Below are 20,128 nucleotides of genomic sequence, written 5' to 3'. Positions count from 1 at the left end.
CTGTCAGCGCTGGATGAGACCTAGCCCACACCGGCGTTGAGGAAGATGCCGCCGTCGACGACGAGCGTCTGGCCGGTGATCCAGTCCGACTGCTCCGAGGTGAGGAACGCGGCGGTGCCGCCGATGTCGGAGGGCACGCCGAGCCGGCCCAGCGGATAGGCGGCGGCCGCCTCCGCCTCACGGCCCTCGTAGAGGGCTTCGGCGAACTTGGTCTTCACCACGGCGGGGGCGATCGCGTTGACCCTCACACGGGGCGCGAACTCGTGCGCCAGCTGCTGGGTCAGGTTGATCATCGCCGCCTTGCTGACGCCGTACGCGCCGATGAAGGGCGAGGCCGACAGGCCCGCGACGGAGGCGATGTTGACGATCGCGCCGCCGTTGTCCTTCTGCCAGGCGTGCCAGGTCCTCTGGGCGAAGCCGAGGGCGGAGACCACGTTGGTCTCGAAGACCTTGCGCGCCACGTCGAGGTCGAGGTCGGCGATCGGCCCGAACACGGGGTTGGTGCCCGCGTTGTTGACGAGGTAGTCGACGCGGCCGAAGGCCTCCATCGTGGCCTCGACGGCGGCCGTCTGGTGCCCGAGGTCGTGCGCCTTGCCGGCCACGCCGATGACCCGGTCCGCGCCGAGCCTGTCGACGGCCTCCTTCAGCGCGTCCTCGTTGCGGCCGGTGATGCAGACGCGGTCGCCGCGGGCGACGAGGGCCTCGGCGACGCCGTAGCCGATGCCTCGGCTGGCGCCCGTGACGAGCGCGACCTTGCCGGAGAGTTCCACAGTCATGTTCCTGGCCCCTAGTCGAGCGGTCCGCCGGCGACGTACAGCACCTGGCCGGAGACGAAGCCGGCGGCCTCGCCGGTGAAGAAGGCGATCGCGTTGGCGATGTCCTCGGGCTCGCCGACGCGCGCCACGGGGATCTGGGTGGCGGCCGCGGCCTTGAACTCCTCGAAGCCCATGCCGACGCGCTCGGCGGTCGCGGCGGTCATGTCGGTGGCGATGAAGCCGGGGGCGACGGCGTTGGCGGTGATGCCGAACTTGCCGAGCTCGATGGCGAGGGTCTTGGTGAAGCCCTGCAGACCGGCCTTGGCGGCGGAGTAGTTGGCCTGGCCGCGGTTGCCGAGCGCGGAGGAGGACGACAGGTTGACGATCCGCCCGAAGCCGGCGTCGACCATGTGCTTCTGGACGGCCTTGGACATCAGGAACGAGCCGCGCAGGTGCACGTTGAGGACGGTGTCCCAGTCGGAGGCGCTCATCTTGAACAGCAGGTTGTCGCGGAGCACGCCCGCGTTGTTGACGAGGATCGTGGGGGCGCCGAGCTCCTCGACGACGCGGGCGATCGCCGCCTGGACCTGGGCCTCGTCGGAGACGTCGGCGCCGACCGCGACGGCCTTGCCGCCGGCCGCGGTGATCTTCTCCACGGTGTCCTTGCAGGCGGCCTCGTCGAGGTCGACCACGGCGACCGCACGGCCCTCGGCGGCCAGCCGTACGGCGGTGGCGGCTCCGATACCGCGCGCCGCGCCCGTGACTACGGCGACCCGCTGCTCAGTGGTGGACATTGCTTTTTCTCCTCGCCCTTGAGAAAGCCCGCGTGATGAGGCCTGACTGCGCCCGGGTGAGCGCCGGCTGCTCCCGGAGTGGTGAGCGACCGCTTAGTACCTTCGGCAGACGTGACGCTAGAAGCCCTGGCACCCGGTGTCAACGCCACACGGCGCCGGTGTGATCCATTACCTCACCAGGAGTTCCAGCAACCGTCCGGTCTCGGCCGCCGGATCGGTGGTGAGCCCGGTGTGCACCGGCCCCGGCTGCACCACCGTGGAGCGCGGCGCGACCAGCCAGCGGAACCGCCGCCCGGCGTCGTCGCCCGCGGCCTGGCCGGCCGTGGTGCCGCCGCCGCACACCCCTTCGACGGCCGACAGCGCCGCCCTGATCCCGGCCACGTCCGCGTCCGGGTCGAGGGCGAGCAGCCGTGCCTCGTCGAGATGGGTGCGGGCACCGACGTAGGCCTGGGCACGGCAGTAGACCAGCACGCCCGCGTTGATGCACTCGCCGCGCTCGACCCGCGGTACGACCCGCAGCAGCGCGTACTCGAAGACGTCCCGGTCGCCGCCCTGGCCGGCCCGGGTGATGTGGCGCTCGGTCACATGACCGGCCATGTGGATGCGGTGCTCGCTCACTTGCCCTCCTCGATGCCGGTGATGCGCTCGGCGATGACGGCGGCCCGGGCCAGCAGCGGCCGCGCGTAGGCGCGCCTGAGGTCGTCCGGGGTCTCGAAGCCGGGTTCGTCGGCGAGCCAGGCGTCGGGGATCTCGGCGGTGACCTCGGCCAGCAGTTCCGCGGTGACCTGCGGGGCGAGCCGCTCCGCCGCGCCGGCGAGGTCCGGGGCGAAGGTCGCGAGGGCGTGGCCGGAGGCGTCGTACGGGCGGGCCGCGGAGGTCTCGGCGGTGGGCCAGTTGTGCTGCCAGATCATGGTGGCGCCGTGGTCGATGAGCCAGAGGTCACCCCGCAGGAGCAGCAGGTTGGGGTTGCGCCAGGAGCGGTCGACGTTGCCCACGAGGGCGTCGAACCAGACGATCCGGCCGGCCTCCTCGGGGCTCACCGGGAAGGCGAGCGGGTCGAAGCCGAGGGCTCCGGAGAGGAAGTCCATGCCGAGGTTGGTGCCGCCGCTGGACCTGAGCAGCTCCTGGACCTGCTGGTCGGGTTCGCCGAGCCCCAGCACCGGGTCGAGGTCCACGGTCACCAGGCGGGGCATCCGGAAGCCGAGCCGGCGGGCGAGTTCGCCGCAGACGACCTCCGCGACGAGCGTCTTGCGGCCCTGTCCGGCGCCGGTGAACTTCATGACGTAGGTCCCGAAGTCGTCGGCCTCGACGAGCCCCGGCAGTGAGCCGCCCTCGCGCAACGGTGTGATGTAGCGGGTGGCGGTGACTTCCTTGAGCATCGCCCCAGGTTACTGGGGCCGCGCGGGCCGCGGCCGACAGCTTGGCGACAGCTCCGGCTTACGCGGGCCTGATCTCGAACCGGTCAATATCTCGACACTGTCCGGACTTGGCGCGGACGCTGAACAAGGGGCGTCCGCCGACCGTACCTCTCGGCAGATCCATGCAGCCCCTGGAAGGGAAACCTCAGCATGACCAGCGCATCGTTCACGTCCTCGTCGGGACCCGCCCGCCGCTCCGTCATGGCGGCCGCCGGAGCTGCGGGGCTCTCCGTCGCGCTGACGGCGTGCGGAGGCTCCGACGACGACACGTCGAGTTCCTCGGCGTCGTCCGGCGGCACGTCGGGCTCCACCGGTTCGGCCGGTTCCACGGGCAGCGGCGAGTCGGCGAGCACGGGCGGGGACGCCGCGGCCGGCTCCGCGCTGACCACGACCTCCGAGATCCCCGAGGGCGGCGGCAAGGTCTTCGGCGCCGAGAAGGTGGTCGTCGTCCAGCCGACGGCGGGCACGTACAAGGCGTTCTCGGCCGTGTGCACGCACGCCGGGTGCAGTGTGAAGAGCATCTCCGACGGTGTCATCAACTGCCCCTGTCACAACAGCAACTTCTCGATCGAGGACGGCAGCGTGAAGAGCGGTCCGGCGACGAAGGCGCTGCCCGAGGTGAAGATCACCGTCAGCGGTGACTCGATCACCCTGGCCTGACGTCCGCCGGCCACAGACAGGCCAGCACCTCGTCCGTGGTCGCGACCGTGGCGACCAGAGCGAGGGTGTGACGGATCATCGCGGGGGTGTAGTCGGCAGGCACCCCCGCGATGGCGTCCGAGGGCACGACGGCCGCGTAGCCCCGGTTGACGGCGTCGAAGACCGTGTTCGGGATCGCGACGTTGGCCGAGACCCCGGTCACGACCAGGGTGCGGCAGCCGAGGTTGCGCAGCAGGGCGTCGACGTCGGTGCCCTGGATCGGCGACAGCCCGTGCAGCCGGCGTACGACCAGGTCCTGCTCGGCGACCTCGATCGGGGGCGCGAGCAGGGTGGCGTCGGTGCCGGTGAGCTGCTGGACGGGCAGGCGCTCGGCGGCGCGGAAGAGGCGTGCGTTGCGGTTGGCCCCCCGGCCGTCGGGACGGCGTTCGGCGACGGCGTGGATCACCTGGATCCCGCTGTCACGGGCGGCGGCCACCAGCCGGGCGACGTTCGCGAGAGCACCCGACTCCCTTGCCTCCCGGGCGAGTCGGGGCAACGCCGCACCCGGTCCGACGACGCCCCGCTGACACTCCACCGTGATCAGGGCGGTGGACTCGGGGTCGAGGAGGGTACTGAGCTCTTCGGATGGCGGCACGACGCCCCCTGATGTCGAGAATCTTGCTTTTCTGACACAGCGTCAGAAAAGTGGTACCGAAGTAGCAGTACACGCCGAACGGCAACAAGAGAAGAATGAGGGGGCCGGATGACCGTCACTCAGCGCCGGGGCCGGAAGATCATGATGACGCCGGGTGAGCTGGACGCGTTCCTCACCACGCAGCGCACCTGTCGGGTGGCCACGGTGTCCGCCGACGGCGCCCCGCACGTGAGCGCCCTGTGGTTCCTGTGGGACGGCAGCGCGCTGTGGCTGTACTCGGTCGTGCGCAGCAAGCGCTGGACGCAGCTGCGTCGCGATCCGCGGGTCGCGATCGTGATCGACACGGGTGAGGAGTACGAGTCGCTGCGGGGCGTCGAGCTGTCCGGCACCGTGGAGTTCGTGGGCGAGGCTCCGCGGACCGGGGAGCTGTGCGCCGAACTCGACTCCGTGGAGACGCTGTTCGCCCGCAAGAACTTCGGCCTGGACGCCATGCCGCACGACGGGCGGCACGCATGGGTGCGGCTGAGGCCGGAGAAGATCGTCTCCTGGGACTTCCGCAAGCTCGGCGACCAGTGACCGGCGACCGCCGGCGGTCGGTCAACCCACCGCAGCCCCGGCCGACTTGAGCGCCTCGACCGCCGCCCGGATCGACGGACGGCGGTCCGCGTCCGCCCGCCAGACCACGTACACGTGCCGGCGCACCCGCTGTCGGAGCGGGACCGTGACGACCCCTTCGGGCACCGGGTGACGGCCGAGCAGCGGCGCGATGCAGACTCCCAGTCCGGCGGCGACCAGCCCGAGCTGGGTATGGGTCTCGGCGGCCCGGTGGCCGACGATCGGTTCGACGCCGCGCGAGCGCAGGGTGAACATCAGCCATTCGTGGCAGAACTCGCCCTCGCCCCAGGTGATCCACTCGTCCTCGGCGAACTCCCCGAGGTCCACCTCGTCCCGGCCCGCGAGCGGATGTCCGGCCGGCATGGCGACCTCGGCGGGGTCGTCCAGGATGGGCGCCTTGACCAGGCCGTCCGGCACCGGCATCGGCTTGTTGTACCAGTCCAGGACGACCGCCAGGTCCAGGTCGCCGCGGACCACCCCCGCGATGCCGTTCTCCGGCTCCAGCTCACAGGAGCGCAGCCGCAGTCCCGGGTGCGCCTTGCGCAGTTCGGCGAGCGCCACCGGGAACAGACCGCGGGCGGCGGTCGGGAACGCGGAGATCCTCAACTCCCCCGCGACCTGACCGCGCTGGGCCTCCAGGTCGGACTGCGCGAGCTCGACCTGGGACAGGATCCGGGAGGCGTGGTCGGCGAGCAGCCGCCCCGCGTCCGTCAGCCGCACCCCCCGCCCGTGCTTGGCCAGGAGCTGCTGGCCGACCTCCCGCTCCAGTTTGGCCAGCTGCTGCGAGACGGCCGAGGTCGTGATGTGCAGTCCGGCCGCCGCGGCGCTGACCGAGCCGTGCCGGGCGAGGGCGTCGAGGGTGCGCAGGCGCTCCAGGTTCAACATGTAAGCAATGCTACGAGATACCGGGTGCGAATTCTCGATTGTGCTACGAGGTAGGGTCCAGCATCGTTACGGCCATGACCACCGTCACCGACACCACGAGCCGGGCCCCCGCCGCCGTCACCGCCCGCCCCCGCCGCAGCCTCGACTGGCGCCTGCGCTTCGGCGCGCTCTCGCTGATCTGGGGCTTCAGCTTCCTGCTCATCAAGGTGGGCACCCACGGCTACGCACCCTTCCAGGTCACCCTGGGCCGGCTGGTCTTCGGTACGGCGGTGCTGGCCGCCGCGATGGCGGTGAAGCGGGAACGGCTGCCGCGCGGGGCACGCACATGGGCGCATCTGACGGTCGCCGCGTTCCTCCTGAACGCCCTGCCGTTCTCCCTGTTCGCCTACGCCGAGCTGACGATCCCGTCCACGCTGGCGGGCATCTGCAACGCGACCTCGCCGCTGTGGGGCATGGCCCTCTCCCTGGTCGCCCTGTCGGAGGACCGGCCGACCCGGGTGCGCGTCGCGGGCCTCGGCCTGGGCTTCCTCGGTGTGCTGACGGTCCTGGGCGCCTGGCAGGGCTTCGCCGGCCTGGACGGCCGGGGCACCGCGATGGCGCTGCTGGCGTCGCTGAGCTACCCGGTCGGCTGGATCTACGTCCGCCGGACACTGGCGGGGACGGGGGCCTCGGCGCTGTCGATGACGGGCGCGCAGCTGTTCGTCGCGAGCCTCCAACTGGCCTTGGTCACCCCGCTGTTCACGAGCGTTCCGACCCGCTTCCCGCTGCTGCCGCTGCTGGCGATCGCCGCACTGGGCGCCCTCGGCACCGGTCTTGCCCTGCTGATCCAGTACGGCCTGGTCGCCGAGGTCGGCCCGACGACCGCGCAGATGGTCACGTACTTCATCCCGGTGATCGCGACGGGGGCGGGGGTCGCCCTGCTGGGCGAGTCGCTTCGGTGGAGCACGCCGGTGGGGGCCGTGATCGTTCTCGCGGGGGCGGCACTGACACAGGCGAGGGGCAGGTCGTAGACCGTAGGGGGTGCGGTGCGCTCACGGGTGCGGGTCCGTCGTGGCCGGTGGGCGCAGTTCCCCGCGCCTCTCGAGGTGGGACCGCTCACCGGCGTCTAGACGTAACTGCGTGCCGGTGACGGCCCCACCGCCGAGGCCACCGCGTCCGCCAGCGGGACGGTCTCCTCCCCCGTCAGCGTCGACACCGTGATGCGGATCGCCGGCGCGGACACGAGACGGAACCGTGCCCCCGGCGCCACCGCCCACCCGGCGTGCAGCAACCGGGCCACCGCCCCCGTCTCGTCCGGCACCGGGACCCACACGTTCATCCCGCTCCGGCCGTGAGAGGCAACCCCCCGCTCGGCCAGCGCGGCCATCAACGCGTCGCGCCGCCCCCGGTAGGAGGCGGCCACCGCGTGGCCGTCCACCGCCCCGTCCGCCCACAGCCGCACCACGGCCCGCTGCACCAGCAGGCTCACCCAGCCGGGCCCCAGTCGCTGCCGCCCCCGCACCCGGTCCACCGTCACCGCATCGCCGGTCAGCACGGCGAGCCGCAGGTCGGGGCCGTACGCCTTGGCGACCGAGCGGACGAAGGCCCAGTGCCGGGTGACACCCGCGAGGGGGTGCAGGGGCAGGTCGACGATGCCGTGGCCGTGGTCGTCCTCGATCAGCAGGGTTCCGGGGTGGGCGGCGAGGACGGCCCGCAGTTCCCCCGCCCGTGCGGCGCTCACGGACGCGCCCGTGGGGTTCTGCGCCCGGTCGGTGACGAGTACGGCGCGTGCCCCGGCCACCAGCGCGGCCCGCAGATCGCCGGGGAGCGGCCCCTCGTCGTCCACGCCCACCGGGACCGTGCGCAGCCCGAGCGCGGGGACGAGGTCCAGGGTCCGCCCCCAGCCGGGGTCCTCGACGGCGACCCCGTCACCGGGTTTGAGGTGCGCCATCAGCACCCGCTCGACGGCGTCCAGGGATCCGGAGGCCACGGTGAGCGGTCCGGCGGGCACGCCGTCGGCGTCGAGCGCGGCCCGGGCCGTCCGGGCCAGTTCGGGGTCCACGGGGTCGGCCCCGTACAGGACCGGCGCACGGTCACCCCGCTCGGCGGCGGCCGCGAACGCGCCCGCGAGCGGGGGCAGCAGGGCCGGGTCGGGGTTGCCGTCCGCCAGGTCACGGACCCCCGCCGGGACGTCGACGCGCACCTTCTCGCGGCCGGTGGTGGCCGGCTTGGGCCGCACCCGGCTGCCGCGGCGCCCATGGGTCTCGATCACCCCGCGCTCACGCAGGGTGCGGTACGCGGCCGCGACGGTGTTCGGGTTGACCCCGAGCGTGACCGCCAACTCCCTCATCGGAGGCAGTGGTTGGCCCGGTTCCAGCACGCCTTCGCCCACCGCGCGCTCGATGCTCGCGGAAATGTCCGCTGCACGCCGGCCTTTGATCGGATACTCTCCTAGCACAAAGAAGATTATGCACTAGTGCAATGGAGAACGCCATGCAGGGGACTCCCCAGCCGACGCCGCAGCCCGCCGCGTACCCCGCCACCGACCGCACGGTCCCCACGCGTGCCGCGCACAAGGCCTCCTACGACAGGGAACTGGTGCACTCGATACTCGACGAGGGCTATGTCTGCCACCTCGGATTCGTGCGCGACGGCGCGCCGGTGGTGCTGCCGACGCTGTACGGCCGGGTCGGCGAGACCCTCTACGTGCACGGTTCGACGGGCTCGCGCCCGCTGCGGATGACCGGACAGGCCGACCCGGGGCTTGCGGTGTGCCTGACGGTGACCCACGTGGACGGTCTGGTCCTGGCCCGCTCGGCCTTCCACCACTCGGTCAACTACCGCTCGGTCGTGGTGCACGGCCTCGCGTACGACGTCACCGACCCGGAGGAGAAGCGCGCCGCGCTCGACGCCCTGGTCGACCACGTCGTCCCCGGCCGGGCCGCCGACTCCCGCCCGGCCGATAAGAAGGAGCTGGCGGCGACCGCGGTGATCCGCCTCGACCTGAACGAGGTCTCCGCCAAGACCCGCACCGGCGGTGTGAACGAGGAGCCCGAGGACCTGGCACTTCCCTACTGGGCGGGCGTGGTCCCGCTGCGCAAGGGCTACGGCACCCCGCTCCCCGAGGCCGACCTCGCCCCCGGCACCGCGCTGCCGGACTACCTGGCGGTCCTGTGATGCTCGTCCACCCCTGGGACGCGCCCCGCGACGACGACGAGTGGCGCGGCTGGCTGGCCGTGCACGACTTCGGCCAGCTGGCCGTGAACGGCCTCGCGGGTGAACCGCCGTTCGTCCAGCCCCTCCACTTCGCGTACGACGCCGGCCGCGGTGAGGCGCTCACCCATCTGGCGCGCCCCAACCCGCTGTGGCCCGCCCTGGAGGCGAACCCGGTGGTCGTGCTGAGCGTGGTCGACGACTACGTGTTCGTCCGCGGCCCCTGGCAGGCCGAGCCGGACGGCCCGGCCGAGCACGGCACTCCGACCAGCTTCTACGCGGCGGTCCAGCTCCGCTGCACGGCCCATGTCGTGGACGACCCGGCCGCCAAGGCCGACCTCCTCAACCGCCAGCTGGGCCACTTCCAGCCGGAGGGCGGCTCGGCCCGGGCGGCGGTGGGCGAGGCACCGTACGGCCGTCTGCTCGCCGGTATCCGGGGCCTGCGCCTCGAGGTGACGGACGTACGGGCGAAGTTCAAGTACGCGGGCCGTCGCTCGTCCGAGGTCCAGGACCGCGTCGCGGCCGGGCTGGCGGCGCGGGGCGGACCTGGCGACGCGGCGGCACGGGAACATCTGCTGCGCCGGCGCGCCGGCTGACCCGCCGGTCCGTCACACCGGCGCCGTCCCTCCCTTCGCCTCCGCCCACGCGAGGCCCCCCACCGAGGCCAGCATCAGCAGCGTGCCGGCGAGGGTCGGGGCCGTGAGGGGCTCGTCCAGCAGCGCCACGGCGAGGACCGCCGCGCTCACCGGCTCCAGCAGCATGATCACGGACACGGTGGCCGACCGGACGACGGCCGCGCCCGCGAAGTACAGGGCGTAGGCGAGGGCGGTGGGGACCGCCGCGATGTAGGCCAGCAGCGCCAGCACCCGGACGGGCTCGGCGCTGTGCGGCACCAGCCCCTCGGCGGCCGCGAACGGCAGCAGGCACAGGGCGGTCACGGCGAAGGCCCCCACGGTGGTCGACGAGACATCCGCACCTGAGCCGCGGCCCCAGTACCGGGTGAGCAGGGTCATCGCGCTGTATCCGGCGGCCGACAGCAGGGCGAGGAGCATCCCGGCGGGGTCCACGGCCGTGCCCCCCTCCCCCAGGGACAGCACTGCGAGCCCGGCCAGCGCACCACCGACGGCGAGCGCCCCGGCGCCGCCGAGCCGCTCCCCGAGGAACAGCCGGGCGCCGAGCGCGATGAGCACGGGGCCGGCGCCGAGCGTGACCACGGTGGCGACGGCGAGGCCGGTGGCGGCGACCGCGGCGAAGTAGGCCGTCTGGAAGACGGCGAGCCCGACGCCGGTCACTCCGGTGCGCAGGAACCGGCGGTGCGGCGGCCCGGATTGCGGGGTGGTCCGGGGGCGCGGGCGCAGCAGGCGGGCGGCGAGCAGCAGCACCAGCCCGGCCGCGCACCGCCAGAAGGACAGGGCGACGGCGCCTAGATCACTGGCCCGGAAGACCAGGGAGGCGGCGGCACCCGCCGTACCCCAGGCCGCACCGGCGACGATCAGACAGAGCAGGGCCCGCCCGAGGGGCAGGCGGGAAAGAGTGAAGGACACGCGTTCTCTCCGCAGGGAGGCAGAAGTTCGGGAGGAGACCGCGACAGCGGTCCGCGGACTTCTTCTGCGGGCAGCACCGTTCGGCCCGGCAGCGCGCGCCGGGCGTACTTCTCCGGAGGGCCCGCCTCAGGCGGCCGGAGGCGCGAGAACGAGTGCGTCGGAAGGCATGATCGTCACCCTAGGCAGCGGTCGAGGGCACCGGCAACTCCCTTTCCGGGGTGCCGCCGGCCACCGGCTCGGGGGAGCCCTTGGCGGGGGTGGACGACTGGGCGATGAAGGCGCCGAGGAGCACCACGGCACCGCCCGCGATCTGCGGCAATGACAGGTGCTCGCCGAGCAGGATCCAGGCCAGGACGGTCGCGACGACCGCCTCCAGGCAGGCCACCACCCCGGCGACCGGCGGGGAGAGCCGGCGTACCGAGACCACGCCGGTGACGTAGGCGACGACCGTGGCGATCAGCACGATCCACGCGAGCAGCAGCCAGGCCGGGACCTCGGTGCCGTTCATGCCGGCGGTGTGCCGGAGCACCGACCGGTCCAGGTTCCAGGGGCGGGCCACGGCGGTCAGCACCAGGGCGCCGACGAGGAGGCCGTAGGCGATCACGCCGAGCGGGTCGGGGACGTCGTCGCCGGAGTCGCTGCCCTGGTCGGACAGGACGAAGTAGCCGACCTGACAGCAGGCGGCGGCCAGCGCGAGCAGCAGTCCGAGGGCGTCGAAGCGCAGCCCCGACCACACCTCGACGACACACGCGAGCCCGCCCACCGCGAGGACCACGCCGAACGCGGCGGCGCGGGTCACCGGCCGCCGCTGCACGAACCGCACCCAGCCGAGCACCAGGGCGGGCGCGAGGTACTCCAGAAGCAGCGCGACGGCGACGGGCATCCGGGAGATCGAGGCGAAGTAGAAGGCCTGCACCCCGGCCACTCCGAGCAGACCGAACCCGGCGAGCAGGGCGGGACGGCGGTGCAGCAGCGCGCGATGGCGGACGGCGAGCGGCAGCATCACCAGAGCGGCGCCGGTCACCCTCAGCCAGACCACGTGCAGCGGGTCGAGCCCCGCCTCGATCAGCGGCTTGGCCGCGACTCCCGATCCGCCGAAGGCGATCGCCGACCCGACCGCCAGACCGAGCCCGATGCCCTTTCCGCGGTTGCCCTGACTGCTCACAGACGTACGCACCGGCACATGATGACAGGCGATGACATGACCGTCATCCCTTTTGACACCTGTCTCGGGCTAGGGACGCGGAGGGCCGGGAAGCGGCCGGTTCCAGCGCGCGGCCTCGCCACCTCCGGCGCACTCCTCCAGCCCGTCCGACACCAGGCCGGCCCTCCCCGGGCCACCCGTCCCCGGGGCGTCGGCCGCCGGACTGTCGGCCTCCGGGCCGCCCGTGATCCGCGCGCGCAGTTCGCACAGGTCGACCCCGGCGCGGGTGAGGACCTCGACGGCCCTCGCCTCCGGGTCCGCGACGATCGCCGCGAGCAGGTCGACCCCACCGGCCGCAGCGCCGCCGCGGCGGACGGCGCTCGCGCGGGCCCGGTCGAGCGCGGCGGCGGCCAGTGGCGAGAAGCCCTCCACGGAGAGGGCGGCCGGAAGGGCGCGGGCGTCGTCGAGGGCCGTGGGGGCGTGCAGGGCTCCGGCGCCGCGGACGTCCGGCACCACGGGCAGCGCCCCGGAGTCCTCGACACCGCTCTGCCAGCGCAGGCCGTAGCCGATGCTGCGCTGCACGAGATAGCCGAGCAGCCGGGCGAGCTGGGGACCGCCGCCGAAGGCGGCGCGGACCCGGGGGTCGTGCTCCAGCAGGGAGTGCAGGAGATGGGCGGTGTCGATCTGCCGGTCCCCGTCGCGCACCGCACGGCGGCGGGCGGCCGCCAGCGCGGCCGCGGACTCGGCCTCGAGGCCCGGGGCGCCGTCCGTCCGGTGCGCCGCATGGTCACGCGTCGACTGCCGGGGAATACGGGGTTGCACACCCCCACCTCATCAGCCACGGCCGGACGGGGCATCCCCGGAGCGAAGCATTTGCGGCTCCCACGCAGAGCGGACACCGGCGGACGGAATCTCCTCCTTACGGATGAGATCAGGCCACCGCCTCCCGCACGGGGCCTGCGCTCCAGGGTTCCTGACGGTTCATCAGTATTGAATGTTCGAGGCCCTGGCGTTACGTTCCGCGACACCGCAGCCCGAGTCTGCCCGAACCCGAAGAGGTGGTCGCATGGCCGAAGTCAGCGCGGAGGCACGCATCCAGGCACCGGCCGAGACGGTGTGGGCCCAGCTCACCGACTGGCCGGCCTACGGCGCGTGGAACGCGACCCACACCAACTTCCCGCAGGGCGGGCCCGAGACCCTCGAAGTGGGCGCGACCTTCCAGGAGAACATGAAGCTGATGGGCTTTCCGGCCGAGGTCGAGTGGACGGTCGCGGAGCTGGAGCCGGCCCGGGTGCTGGCCATCCGCGGCAAGGGCCCGATGGCCGTGTCCGTCGCCACCCGCTACACCCTCACCCCCGACGGCGACGCCACGACGGTCCGGATCGACGGCGAGTTCACGGGCGCGGCGGTGTCGTTGATGGCGGGGAAGCTGAAGGACTCGGGAACGGCCGCGCTCAACGAGTCACTGCGCAAGCTGGGCGGACTGGTGGCCTGACGCCGAGCCGCCCACACCACGCGAGGGCGCCCCGCGGATCGCTCCACGGGGCGCCCCGCCCGCCGTACGACCGCCGACGGCCCTCGTCCGACCGCGGTCAGTCCTCGTCGGCGAGGATCAGGTACAGCTTCTTGCGGGCGTCGTTGATGACCGTGAGCGCCTTGTCGCGCTGCTCCTTGCTGCCGGTCTTCCAGACCTGCCCGAAGGCCTCCATCAGGCCGAAGCCGGCCTGGCGGATCTCGCCGAGCGCCTCCCAGTCGACCCCGCGCGAGGCCTCCTCCCAGGGGGCGTCCGGGCCCTGCTCCGCCGCCTCGCGGCCTTCGTCGGTGAGCGAGAACAGCTTCTTGCCGCCTTCGCTCTCACTGCTGATCAGGCCCTCGTCCTCCAGAAGCTGGAGGGTCGGGTACACCGAACCCGGGCTGGGCTTCCACGCCCCGCCGCTGCGCTCGGCGATCTCCTGGATCATCTCGTAGCCGTGCATGGGACGGTCCGTGAGCAGGGCCAGGATCGAGGCCCGTACGTCACCGCGCCGCGCCCTCCCCCGGGGACCGCCGCGCCCTCGTCCGCCCCAGGGGCCGGGACCGAAGCCCGGACCGCCCGGACCGAAACCGGGACCGCCGGGGCCGAACCCCGGACCGCCCGGGCCGAAGGGCCCGAAGGCCGCACGCCGTCCGTCGGGACCACCGAAGCCACCGCGGCCGCGCCGGGGGCCGTCCTGACCATGTCCACGCTCGAATCCATGGGTACGCATCGCACACCACTCCTTCATTCCATCGTTGATCTGTCGCGATGCGTCAACGATATATCGGAATAGTTCGCTTGGCAAGGCTCCCCGGTCGTCGCCGCCCCTGCGCCGAGACGCGTCACCTCCCTCTGGAAAACTCGGGACATGACAACCCAGCGCAGCTCCGCCACGTACCTGTCCGCACTGTTCTCGCTGGACGGTCTGGTCGCCGTGGTGACGGGCGGGAGTTCCGGCATCGGCCGGGCCATCGCCGGATCGCTCGCGCGGGCGGGGGCGAGCGTGGTGGTCGTGGCCCGCAGGGAGCCGGAACTGGCCGCCACCGTCGACGAGTTGACGGCTGAGGGCGGCCGGGCCGCCTGGGTGAGCGCCGACCTGGGCACCCGCGAGGGGGTGCGCGCGGCGGCGGAGCGGGCCGCCGCCGTGTACGGGGAGCCCGACATCCTCGTCAACTGCGCCGGCATCAACGTGCGGCCGCCGATGAGCGAGCTCGGCGAGGACGTGTGGGACGCCACGATGGCCGTGAACCTGGAGGCGCCCTACCTGCTGGGCCTGCGGTTCGGCCCCGGCATGGCGGAGCGGGGCTTCGGGCGGATCATCCACATCACGTCGCAGCAGGCGCACCGGGCCTTCGTCCGGAGCGGCGCCTACGGCGTCTCGAAGGGGGCGCTGGAGTCGCTGGCGCGTTCCCAGGCCGAGGAGTGGTCGCCGCACGGCGTCACCTGCAACACGCTCGTGCCCGGCTTCGTCATGACGCCGCTGAACGCGCGGCTGTCGTCCGATCCGGAGAAGGTGGCGGCGCTGGCCGCGCGCACGATGGTCAAGCGCAACGGCCTCGCCGAGGACTTCGCCGGAGCGGCGGTGTTCCTGGCCTCCCGCGCCTCCGGCTACGTCACCGGGCAGGCGATCTTCGTCGACGGCGGCTTCTCGGTGCACTGAGCCCGTGCGGCCGCGGGGGCGGCAGGATCACGCCGCCTGCGGGGCGAAGTGCTGGAGCTGGTCGGCGCCCGGCTCCACGACGCCGTAGCTGCTCTCGGGCACCTCGTTCCAGGCGCCGGGGAGGTCACCCAGGGGCTCGGAGACCACCAGGCGGGTGTCGTCGGAGACCCCGCGCAGGAACGTGATGTCGGGATGGAGCTCGCGCAGTGTCTCCACCCGGGTGCTGTAGTAGAGGGACCGCGAGGCTCCCTGGCTGGAGTAGCGGAAGCCCCACAGCCGGTGTCCGTCGCTGACGGCCACCGTCATCTGCAGCGGGAACTCCACGCCGTGCGTGTGCCCGGTCTGCTCCACGAAGCCGGCCATCCGTTCGACGGCGGCGGGCGGGTCCTGCTCCAGCCCGAAGGTGAGCGCCAGGTAGAACATCATCTCGGAGTCCGTCGATCCCTCCATCTCCAGGAAGAGTTCCGGGTCCACGGCCAGGGCGAAATCGCGCCGCATGCGGTGGAAGTCGGTGATCGCCCCGTTGTGCATCCACATCCAGCGGCCGTGCCGGAAGGGGTGGCAGTTCGTCTGCTGCACCGCCGTGCCGGTCGTGGCCCGGATGTGGGCGAAGAACAGCGGGGAACGGACATGGCGGGCGAGCTCCCGCAGGTTGCGGTTGCTCCAGGCCGGTCCGGTGTCGCGGAAGACCGCCGGGGCGTCGCCGTCCATGTCGGGCGCGTACCAGCCGACGCCGAAGCCGTCGCCGTTGGTCGTCTCGACGCCCATCCGGGAGTGCAGGCTCTGGTCGATGAGCGAGTGCGCCGGTCTGTAGAGGATCGTGTCAAGGAGTACGGGGGTTCCCGAGTAGGCCAGCCATCGGCACATCGTCGTCAGCCTTCCTGATCAGAGGGAGTCTTCCGGTCCTCGCGGGCGGTGCCTCACCGCTCCCCTCCCGGCCCGCGCACCGCTCGCCGGGTCGGCCGCCGCTCCCCTGACGGTCCGGCCGGGCGAGCGGTGCCGGGCGCCCCAGGGGTCACGCGTACCGGTCCGGCCGTACGACGCACAGGGCCCAGATGACGAACGCCGAGAAGGCGATCATCACGACCGACCACACCGGGTAGTACGGCAGCGAGAGGAAGTTGGCGATGATGACGAGCCCGGCGATGGCCACACCGCCGACGCGGGCCCACATCGCCGTCTGGAACAGCCCCATGCTGACGATCACCGCGACCGCGCCGAGGATGAGATGGACCCAGCCCCAGCCGGTGAGGTCGAACTCGAAGACGTAGTTGCGCGTCGTGACGAAGATGTCGTCCTCGGCGATGCCCATGATCCCGCGGAAGATGTCCAGCACTCCGGCGATCATGAGGATGACGGCGGCGAACGCCGTCAGACCCTCGGCCCACTGCCTCCGGGGCTCGTGCGCGCGCGTCGGGTTGGTCGTCATGCCTTGCCTCGATTCGGTGTCATCGTGTCGTTCGGCGGGCTCAGTGATGTCCCGGGGAACCGTGCCCGCTCAGCACCAGCTGCTTGGCCCGGTCGAACTCCTCGTCCGTGATGTCTCCGCGGGCCTTGATCTCGGACAGCCGGGCGAGTTCGTCCACGCTGCTCGTCGCTCCGCCCGTGCCCTTGGCGGTCTCCCGGATGTACTCGTCGAACTGCTTCTGCTGGGCCCGCGCCTGCGCCGCCTCGCGGCGGCCCATGTTCTTCCCGCGTGCCACGACGTAGACGAACACGCCCAGGAACGGCAGGAAGATGCAGAACGCCAGCCAGCCGGTCTTGCCCCAGCCGCTGAGGTCGTCGTCGCGGAAGATGTCCAGGACGACCCGGAAGAGCAGGACGAACCACATGATCCACAGGAAGAAGATCAGCATGGTCCAGAAGGCGCTCAGCAGCGGATAGTCGTAGGCGAGGTACGTGTCCCCGGTCATGTCACTCCTCCGTTCCGGGCCTGGGCCCGTCGGCCGTTCCCTGGCGTCTTCAGCGTGCGCACGGCAAGCGGTGGGCGCCTCACCCCGGACGGGTGAGGCCGTCCGGGGTGAGGCCGGCGGATCAGCGGGGCCCCGGGTGACCGTGCGGGGCGGGGATGCCGGCCCTGCGCAGTGCGGCCCGCCAGGCGAGGGCCAGCACCACCTCGACCAGGCCGAGCAGGACCAGCCACAGACCGAGCAGCCGGGTCAGGGCCCGGGCCGACTCGGTGGGCAGGGCCAGCACGACGACGCCCGCGACGATGCCGAGAAGCGCGGCACCCATGACGAAGGCGCGGTGGGGCAGGTCCCGGGCGGCGAGGGCCGTGTAGAGGGTGAGGACCCCGGACACCAGCCACACGACCCCGACGATCAGCGAGAGCGCGGCGATGGTCTGCAGCGGGTTGCGCAGGCAGAGCACGCCGGCCAGGACGTAGAGGACCGACAGCAGGAGCCCGGGCAGCCGTTCGCCGTGGTCCTCCCGGGCGAAGGCGGCGACGAACCGGAACATCCCCGTCACGAGCAGGTACAGGCCGATGAGGACGGCCAGGACGTGCAGGGTCTCGTCCGGCCAGACCAGGACCAGGACGCCGGGCAGGAGGGTGGCGACGGCCGACCCGAGAAGCCAGGTCCAGGAACGCCCGAGGGCGGCCAGGACGTCGGCGGGGTCCGTGCCCGCCGGCCCCGGGGCCGTACCGCCGGGCATCCGCTGCGGTCCGGGGTACGGCTCCGGTCCTCGCGACTCGGTCATGGCTCCTCCCAGCGGGGTCAGTCCGGCATCTGCCGCATCTCCAGGACCCGCAGTCCCAGCGACTGGCAGCGGGCCAGCAGTCCGTACAGATGCGCCTCGTCGACGACGTGTCCGAACAGGACGGTCTGGCCGGACATCACCACGTGCTCCAGCTCGGGAAACACCTGGATCAACGTCTCCGACATCTGTCCGTCGACACGGATCTCGTAGCGCATGAGCCTTCCTAGGGGTCTCCCTGCGATCGTCCGTCGCGGCCTCCTGCCGGGCCTCACCCGGTACAGGTGATACGCGTCCGGCCGCGCGGCTGATCTGCGGCGATGGCTCCCGGTCAATGGGTGATGACCAGCTTGAACACGATGATCAGCAGGCCGAGCAGCAGGTTCACGGTGGCGGTGATCGCCACCAGCCGCCAGGACGCGCCGACCCGCCGTGCCGCCGCCGTGGACCAGCCCACCTGGCCCGCCACGGCGACCGCGAGCGCGAGCCACAGCGCGCCCTGCGTATCGAGGCCGAGAAGGGGACTGACGGCCACGGCGAGGGCGGGCGGGACGGCGGCCTCCACGATCGGCCACTCCTCACGGCACACCTCCCGGACGACGGCGCGGTCCGGCGGCCGCTGGGCCAGCCGCGCCCCGAACAGGTGGGCGTGCACGTGCGCGATCCAGAACACCACGCCGGTGAGCAACAGCAGCAGCACCAGTTCCACCCGGGGGAACGAGCCGAAGGTGCCGGCGCCGACGACGACGGAGGCGGCGAGCATGGAGCCGTAGACGCCCCCGGTGTACTCGGCGCGGCCCCGGCGCCCGGCGGCGGGCTCCGGGGCCGTGCAGTGCTGGGTGTCGGACATGACCGGGCTCCCTCACGGGTCAGGCCGCGCGGCCGCGCGCCGGTTCGGGGCGGGCGGCGGGCCGGGCCGGCAGATTGCCCGTGACCAGGAAACTGGCCAGGGTGATTCCGCCGGCGGCGAGGATCCCCGCCTTCAGTCCGTCGAGCTGCGCCGACGCGTAGGAGTCGGTGAGCGCGTCCACCTCCGACGGCGGCAGCCCCGCCTGCTCGGCAGCGGAGCGCACCTGGTCGGTGGAGACGAAGCTGATCCCGGCCTCGAGCGCGACGCTCGTCTGCTGCTTGGCCTCCTGCGACAGCTTCGGATCGTCCTCGACCTGGGTGGTGAACGCCTGGGCGAGCGCGCCGACGAGCAACGACCCGATGAGTGCGGTGCCCAGCGCGGATCCCAGGTTCTGGGCGGTGAACTGCAGCCCGCCGGCCTCGCTGCGCTCCTCCTCGCCCACGCTGGACTGGACGACGTTGCCGAGCTGCGAGGCGAGCAGGCCCATCCCGATGCCGAGCAGCGCCATGGCGCAGGCGAACTGCGCGTCGTCGATCACCGGGTCGATGGTGGCCAGCAGCCACACGATGGCGGCGACCAGCATCAGCAGGGCCAGCCGGACCACGCGGCGCGCTCCGGCCGCCCGGCCCAGCCGCGCGGCGAGCGTGGAGGCCGCGAGCATGGTGACGGACACCGGCAGCAGGCGCAGACCGGTCTCGAAGGCGTCGAAGCCCTGGACCACCTGCAGATAGAGCGGGATCGTGAAGAACAGCCCCAGCAGAATCAGGTTCTGGCTCAGCAGGCACAGCAGGCCGGAGCGCAGCGGCAGGTTGTGCAGCAGGTCCAGGTGCACCAGGGGGTCGGTGTGCCGCGCCTCCCGGCGCCGCTCCCAGCGCACGAAGAACGCCAGGACGACGGCGCCGAGCCCGATCACGAACAGTGTGGGCGCGAAGCCCATCACCGTGAAAGGCGGGTTGCGCGGCTCCACCCAGCCCCAGGTGCCGCTCTGCAGCACGCCGAGTACGCCCAGTGCCAGGCCGGTCGCCGACAGCGCCGCGCCGACCCCGTCGAGCCGGGGCCGCGTCCCGGTCCGCGGGGCTTCCGTGATCACCCGGCGGAAGGCGAGCATCGCGAGGACGACCACGACCTCACCGGCGAAGACCAGCCGCCAGGTGAGGTACGTCGTCACCCAGCCGCCCAGCAGCGGACCGACCGCGATGCCCGCACCGGCGAGCCCGCCGACGACGCCGTAGGCGACGGCCCGCTCGCGGCCCTGGTAGGACTCGGCGACGAGGGCCGCCATGGCCGGCAGCACCATCGCGGCACCGAGCCCCTCGATGACCGACCAGCCCAGGGCGAGGACCCACACGGTGGGCGCGGCGGCGGTCAGGGCCGAGCCGACGCCGTAGACGACGAGCCCGAGGATGAACAGTCTGCGTCGTCCGAGGATGTCGCCGAGGCGGCCGCCCACGAGCATGAAGGCCGCCATCACCAGCGCGTACAGCGTGATGACGGCCTGGATGGCGGTCACCTCGGTGTCGAAGTCCTCCACCAGCTGGCTGATGGAGACGTTCATGACGGACGTGTCCAGCACCATCAGGAACTGGGCCGTGCCCAGGACGATCAGAGCCCGCCAGTGTGCCACGTCACCCACCTCGTCGAGTCGGGGCCGCCCGGGGACACCGGCGGAGCCGGCCGGGCTGCGGCCGGGGCGAACCGGCCACCTCCCCGATCCCAGCGGAGGAGCCGGCCACGCGCCTCACCCGCCAGGGGCGAACGCGGGCC

Annotated in this window: 25 protein-coding genes; 7 read left to right on the top strand and 18 right to left on the bottom strand. The window is 72.6% G+C overall.

Annotation, left to right across the window (positions count from 1 at the left end):
- Positions 1–20: 20 nt before the first annotated feature.
- From ACFY30_RS32945 to ACFY30_RS32930, 4 genes are all read right to left on the bottom strand, one after another.
- Complete coding sequence (locus ACFY30_RS32945; RefSeq protein ID WP_390848802.1) at positions 21–776, bottom strand: SDR family oxidoreductase; 756 nt, start codon at positions 774–776, stop codon at positions 21–23.
- 11 nt (positions 777–787) lie between these two features.
- A complete protein-coding gene (gene fabG / locus ACFY30_RS32940; RefSeq protein WP_390848801.1) occupies positions 788–1,549 on the bottom strand; it encodes a 3-oxoacyl-ACP reductase FabG in 762 nt (253 codons plus the stop codon).
- A gap of 168 nt (positions 1,550–1,717) precedes the next feature.
- Positions 1,718–2,167, bottom strand: coding sequence for a DUF3037 domain-containing protein (locus ACFY30_RS32935; RefSeq protein ID WP_390848800.1), 450 nt, complete (start codon positions 2,165–2,167; stop codon positions 1,718–1,720).
- On the bottom strand, positions 2,164–2,928 hold the full coding sequence (locus tag ACFY30_RS32930) for a HipA family kinase (RefSeq protein ID WP_390848799.1): 765 nt from the start codon (positions 2,926–2,928) through the stop codon (positions 2,164–2,166). The genes ACFY30_RS32935 and ACFY30_RS32930 overlap by 4 nt, the downstream gene beginning before the upstream one ends.
- A 189-nt stretch (positions 2,929–3,117) precedes the next feature.
- Between ACFY30_RS32930 and ACFY30_RS32925 the strand changes: the two genes are divergently transcribed.
- A complete protein-coding gene (locus ACFY30_RS32925) occupies positions 3,118–3,627 on the top strand; it encodes a Rieske (2Fe-2S) protein (RefSeq protein ID WP_390848798.1) in 510 nt (169 codons plus the stop codon).
- Here the strand turns inward: ACFY30_RS32925 and ACFY30_RS32920 are convergent.
- Positions 3,614–4,261 carry a cysteine hydrolase gene (locus ACFY30_RS32920; RefSeq protein WP_390848797.1) on the bottom strand — a complete coding sequence of 216 codons (648 nt, stop codon included), beginning with the start codon at positions 4,259–4,261 and terminating at the stop codon, positions 3,614–3,616. The genes ACFY30_RS32925 and ACFY30_RS32920 overlap by 14 nt on opposite strands.
- 108 nt (positions 4,262–4,369) lie before the next feature.
- On the opposite strand from ACFY30_RS32920, the gene ACFY30_RS32915 reads away from it, so the two are divergent.
- Positions 4,370–4,837: a pyridoxamine 5'-phosphate oxidase family protein gene (locus ACFY30_RS32915; protein WP_390848796.1), complete on the top strand. Its 468-nt coding sequence runs from the start codon at positions 4,370–4,372 to the stop codon at positions 4,835–4,837.
- A gap of 21 nt (positions 4,838–4,858) precedes the next feature.
- Here ACFY30_RS32915 and ACFY30_RS32910 read toward each other — a convergent pair whose 3' ends face one another.
- Positions 4,859–5,761, bottom strand: a complete 903-nt coding sequence (locus tag ACFY30_RS32910) for a LysR family transcriptional regulator (RefSeq protein WP_390848795.1) — start codon at positions 5,759–5,761, stop codon at positions 4,859–4,861.
- Positions 5,762–5,835: 74 nt separating this feature from the next.
- On the opposite strand from ACFY30_RS32910, the gene ACFY30_RS32905 reads away from it, so the two are divergent.
- Positions 5,836–6,771: a DMT family transporter gene (locus ACFY30_RS32905; RefSeq protein WP_390848794.1), complete on the top strand. Its 936-nt coding sequence runs from the start codon at positions 5,836–5,838 to the stop codon at positions 6,769–6,771.
- 95 nt (positions 6,772–6,866) lie between these two features.
- On the opposite strand, the gene ACFY30_RS32900 is transcribed toward ACFY30_RS32905, so the two are convergent.
- Complete coding sequence (locus ACFY30_RS32900) at positions 6,867–8,198, bottom strand: aminotransferase class I/II-fold pyridoxal phosphate-dependent enzyme (protein WP_390848793.1); 1,332 nt, start codon at positions 8,196–8,198, stop codon at positions 6,867–6,869.
- 35 nt (positions 8,199–8,233) lie between these two features.
- Between ACFY30_RS32900 and ACFY30_RS32895 the strand changes: the two genes are divergently transcribed.
- Complete coding sequence (locus ACFY30_RS32895) at positions 8,234–8,917, top strand: pyridoxamine 5'-phosphate oxidase family protein (RefSeq protein WP_390848792.1); 684 nt, start codon at positions 8,234–8,236, stop codon at positions 8,915–8,917.
- A complete protein-coding gene (locus ACFY30_RS32890) occupies positions 8,917–9,549 on the top strand; it encodes an FMN-binding negative transcriptional regulator (protein ID WP_390848791.1) in 633 nt (210 codons plus the stop codon). The genes ACFY30_RS32895 and ACFY30_RS32890 overlap by 1 nt, the downstream gene beginning before the upstream one ends.
- Before the next feature lie 12 nt (positions 9,550–9,561).
- Here the strand turns inward: ACFY30_RS32890 and ACFY30_RS32885 are convergent, their stop codons facing one another.
- The 3 genes from ACFY30_RS32885 to ACFY30_RS32875 all read right to left on the bottom strand — a co-directional run bounded on the left by ACFY30_RS32885 (position 9,562) and on the right by ACFY30_RS32875 (position 12,463).
- Positions 9,562–10,497, bottom strand: coding sequence for a DMT family transporter (locus tag ACFY30_RS32885; RefSeq protein ID WP_390848790.1), 936 nt, complete (start codon positions 10,495–10,497; stop codon positions 9,562–9,564).
- 178 nt (positions 10,498–10,675) lie between these two features.
- Positions 10,676–11,680 carry a DMT family transporter gene (locus tag ACFY30_RS32880; RefSeq protein WP_390848789.1) on the bottom strand — a complete coding sequence of 335 codons (1,005 nt, stop codon included), beginning with the start codon at positions 11,678–11,680 and terminating at the stop codon, positions 10,676–10,678.
- A 51-nt stretch (positions 11,681–11,731) separates the two neighbouring features.
- A complete protein-coding gene (locus ACFY30_RS32875; protein ID WP_390848788.1) occupies positions 11,732–12,463 on the bottom strand; it encodes a Clp protease N-terminal domain-containing protein in 732 nt (243 codons plus the stop codon).
- 244 nt (positions 12,464–12,707) lie between these two features.
- Between ACFY30_RS32875 and ACFY30_RS32870 the strand changes: the two genes are divergently transcribed.
- On the top strand, positions 12,708–13,136 hold the full coding sequence (locus ACFY30_RS32870; protein ID WP_390848787.1) for an SRPBCC family protein: 429 nt from the start codon (positions 12,708–12,710) through the stop codon (positions 13,134–13,136).
- 97 nt (positions 13,137–13,233) lie between these two features.
- On the opposite strand, the gene ACFY30_RS32865 is transcribed toward ACFY30_RS32870, so the two are convergent.
- Positions 13,234–13,887: a PadR family transcriptional regulator gene (locus ACFY30_RS32865; protein WP_390848786.1), complete on the bottom strand. Its 654-nt coding sequence runs from the start codon at positions 13,885–13,887 to the stop codon at positions 13,234–13,236.
- 138 nt (positions 13,888–14,025) lie between these two features.
- Here ACFY30_RS32865 and ACFY30_RS32860 point away from each other — a divergent pair, with 138 nt between their 5' ends.
- Entirely contained in the window at positions 14,026–14,817 is a 792-nt protein-coding gene (locus ACFY30_RS32860) for an SDR family NAD(P)-dependent oxidoreductase (protein WP_390848785.1), read from the top strand.
- Positions 14,818–14,844: 27 nt separating this feature from the next.
- Here ACFY30_RS32860 and ACFY30_RS32855 read toward each other — a convergent pair whose 3' ends face one another.
- The 7 genes from ACFY30_RS32855 to ACFY30_RS32825 all read right to left on the bottom strand — a co-directional run bounded on the left by ACFY30_RS32855 (position 14,845) and on the right by ACFY30_RS32825 (position 19,988).
- A complete protein-coding gene (locus ACFY30_RS32855) occupies positions 14,845–15,684 on the bottom strand; it encodes a class II glutamine amidotransferase (protein WP_390848784.1) in 840 nt (279 codons plus the stop codon).
- Positions 15,685–15,832: 148 nt separating this feature from the next.
- Positions 15,833–16,246 carry a hypothetical protein gene (locus tag ACFY30_RS32850; RefSeq protein WP_390657178.1) on the bottom strand — a complete coding sequence of 138 codons (414 nt, stop codon included), beginning with the start codon at positions 16,244–16,246 and terminating at the stop codon, positions 15,833–15,835.
- Between the two features lie 40 nt (positions 16,247–16,286).
- Positions 16,287–16,730, bottom strand: coding sequence for an SHOCT domain-containing protein (locus tag ACFY30_RS32845; protein ID WP_390848783.1), 444 nt, complete (start codon positions 16,728–16,730; stop codon positions 16,287–16,289).
- A gap of 121 nt (positions 16,731–16,851) precedes the next feature.
- On the bottom strand, positions 16,852–17,517 hold the full coding sequence (locus tag ACFY30_RS32840) for an HdeD family acid-resistance protein (RefSeq protein WP_390848782.1): 666 nt from the start codon (positions 17,515–17,517) through the stop codon (positions 16,852–16,854).
- Positions 17,518–17,534: 17 nt separating this feature from the next.
- On the bottom strand, positions 17,535–17,732 hold the full coding sequence (locus ACFY30_RS32835) for a hypothetical protein (protein WP_390657175.1): 198 nt from the start codon (positions 17,730–17,732) through the stop codon (positions 17,535–17,537).
- Between the two features lie 113 nt (positions 17,733–17,845).
- Positions 17,846–18,364: a hypothetical protein gene (locus tag ACFY30_RS32830; protein WP_390848781.1), complete on the bottom strand. Its 519-nt coding sequence runs from the start codon at positions 18,362–18,364 to the stop codon at positions 17,846–17,848.
- A gap of 19 nt (positions 18,365–18,383) precedes the next feature.
- Positions 18,384–19,988 carry an MFS transporter gene (locus ACFY30_RS32825; RefSeq protein WP_390848780.1) on the bottom strand — a complete coding sequence of 535 codons (1,605 nt, stop codon included), beginning with the start codon at positions 19,986–19,988 and terminating at the stop codon, positions 18,384–18,386.
- Positions 19,989–20,128 lie beyond the last annotated feature (140 nt).

It is taken from the genome of Streptomyces sp. NPDC000345 (assembly GCF_042898825.1).
Lineage (GTDB): Bacteria > Actinomycetota > Actinomycetes > Streptomycetales > Streptomycetaceae > Streptomyces.
Note: the sequence above shows the minus strand (reverse complement) of the source record. Positions and strands in the feature narration are given on the sequence as shown.

What these genes read in the sequence shown, in the direction of transcription:
- ACFY30_RS32945 (WP_390848802.1), bottom strand. Translation starts at nt 776, where the DNA reads ATGACTGTGGAACTCTCCGGCAAGGTCGCGCTCGTCACGGGCGCCAGC.
- fabG (WP_390848801.1), bottom strand. Translation starts at nt 1,549, where the DNA reads ATGTCCACCACTGAGCAGCGGGTCGCCGTAGTCACGGGCGCGGCGCGC.
- ACFY30_RS32930 (WP_390848799.1), bottom strand. Translation starts at nt 2,928, where the DNA reads ATGCTCAAGGAAGTCACCGCCACCCGCTACATCACACCGTTGCGCGAG.
- ACFY30_RS32925 (WP_390848798.1), top strand. Translation starts at nt 3,118, where the DNA reads ATGACCAGCGCATCGTTCACGTCCTCGTCGGGACCCGCCCGCCGCTCC.
- ACFY30_RS32915 (WP_390848796.1), top strand. Translation starts at nt 4,370, where the DNA reads ATGACCGTCACTCAGCGCCGGGGCCGGAAGATCATGATGACGCCGGGT.
- ACFY30_RS32910 (WP_390848795.1), bottom strand. Translation starts at nt 5,761, where the DNA reads ATGTTGAACCTGGAGCGCCTGCGCACCCTCGACGCCCTCGCCCGGCAC.
- ACFY30_RS32905 (WP_390848794.1), top strand. Translation starts at nt 5,836, where the DNA reads ATGACCACCGTCACCGACACCACGAGCCGGGCCCCCGCCGCCGTCACC.
- ACFY30_RS32895 (WP_390848792.1), top strand. Translation starts at nt 8,234, where the DNA reads ATGCAGGGGACTCCCCAGCCGACGCCGCAGCCCGCCGCGTACCCCGCC.
- ACFY30_RS32890 (WP_390848791.1), top strand. Translation starts at nt 8,917, where the DNA reads ATGCTCGTCCACCCCTGGGACGCGCCCCGCGACGACGACGAGTGGCGC.
- ACFY30_RS32870 (WP_390848787.1), top strand. Translation starts at nt 12,708, where the DNA reads ATGGCCGAAGTCAGCGCGGAGGCACGCATCCAGGCACCGGCCGAGACG.
- ACFY30_RS32865 (WP_390848786.1), bottom strand. Translation starts at nt 13,887, where the DNA reads ATGCGTACCCATGGATTCGAGCGTGGACATGGTCAGGACGGCCCCCGG.
- ACFY30_RS32860 (WP_390848785.1), top strand. Translation starts at nt 14,026, where the DNA reads ATGACAACCCAGCGCAGCTCCGCCACGTACCTGTCCGCACTGTTCTCG.
- ACFY30_RS32855 (WP_390848784.1), bottom strand. Translation starts at nt 15,684, where the DNA reads ATGTGCCGATGGCTGGCCTACTCGGGAACCCCCGTACTCCTTGACACG.
- ACFY30_RS32850 (WP_390657178.1), bottom strand. Translation starts at nt 16,246, where the DNA reads ATGACGACCAACCCGACGCGCGCGCACGAGCCCCGGAGGCAGTGGGCC.
- ACFY30_RS32845 (WP_390848783.1), bottom strand. Translation starts at nt 16,730, where the DNA reads ATGACCGGGGACACGTACCTCGCCTACGACTATCCGCTGCTGAGCGCC.
- ACFY30_RS32840 (WP_390848782.1), bottom strand. Translation starts at nt 17,517, where the DNA reads ATGACCGAGTCGCGAGGACCGGAGCCGTACCCCGGACCGCAGCGGATG.
- ACFY30_RS32835 (WP_390657175.1), bottom strand. Translation starts at nt 17,732, where the DNA reads ATGCGCTACGAGATCCGTGTCGACGGACAGATGTCGGAGACGTTGATC.
- ACFY30_RS32830 (WP_390848781.1), bottom strand. Translation starts at nt 18,364, where the DNA reads ATGTCCGACACCCAGCACTGCACGGCCCCGGAGCCCGCCGCCGGGCGC.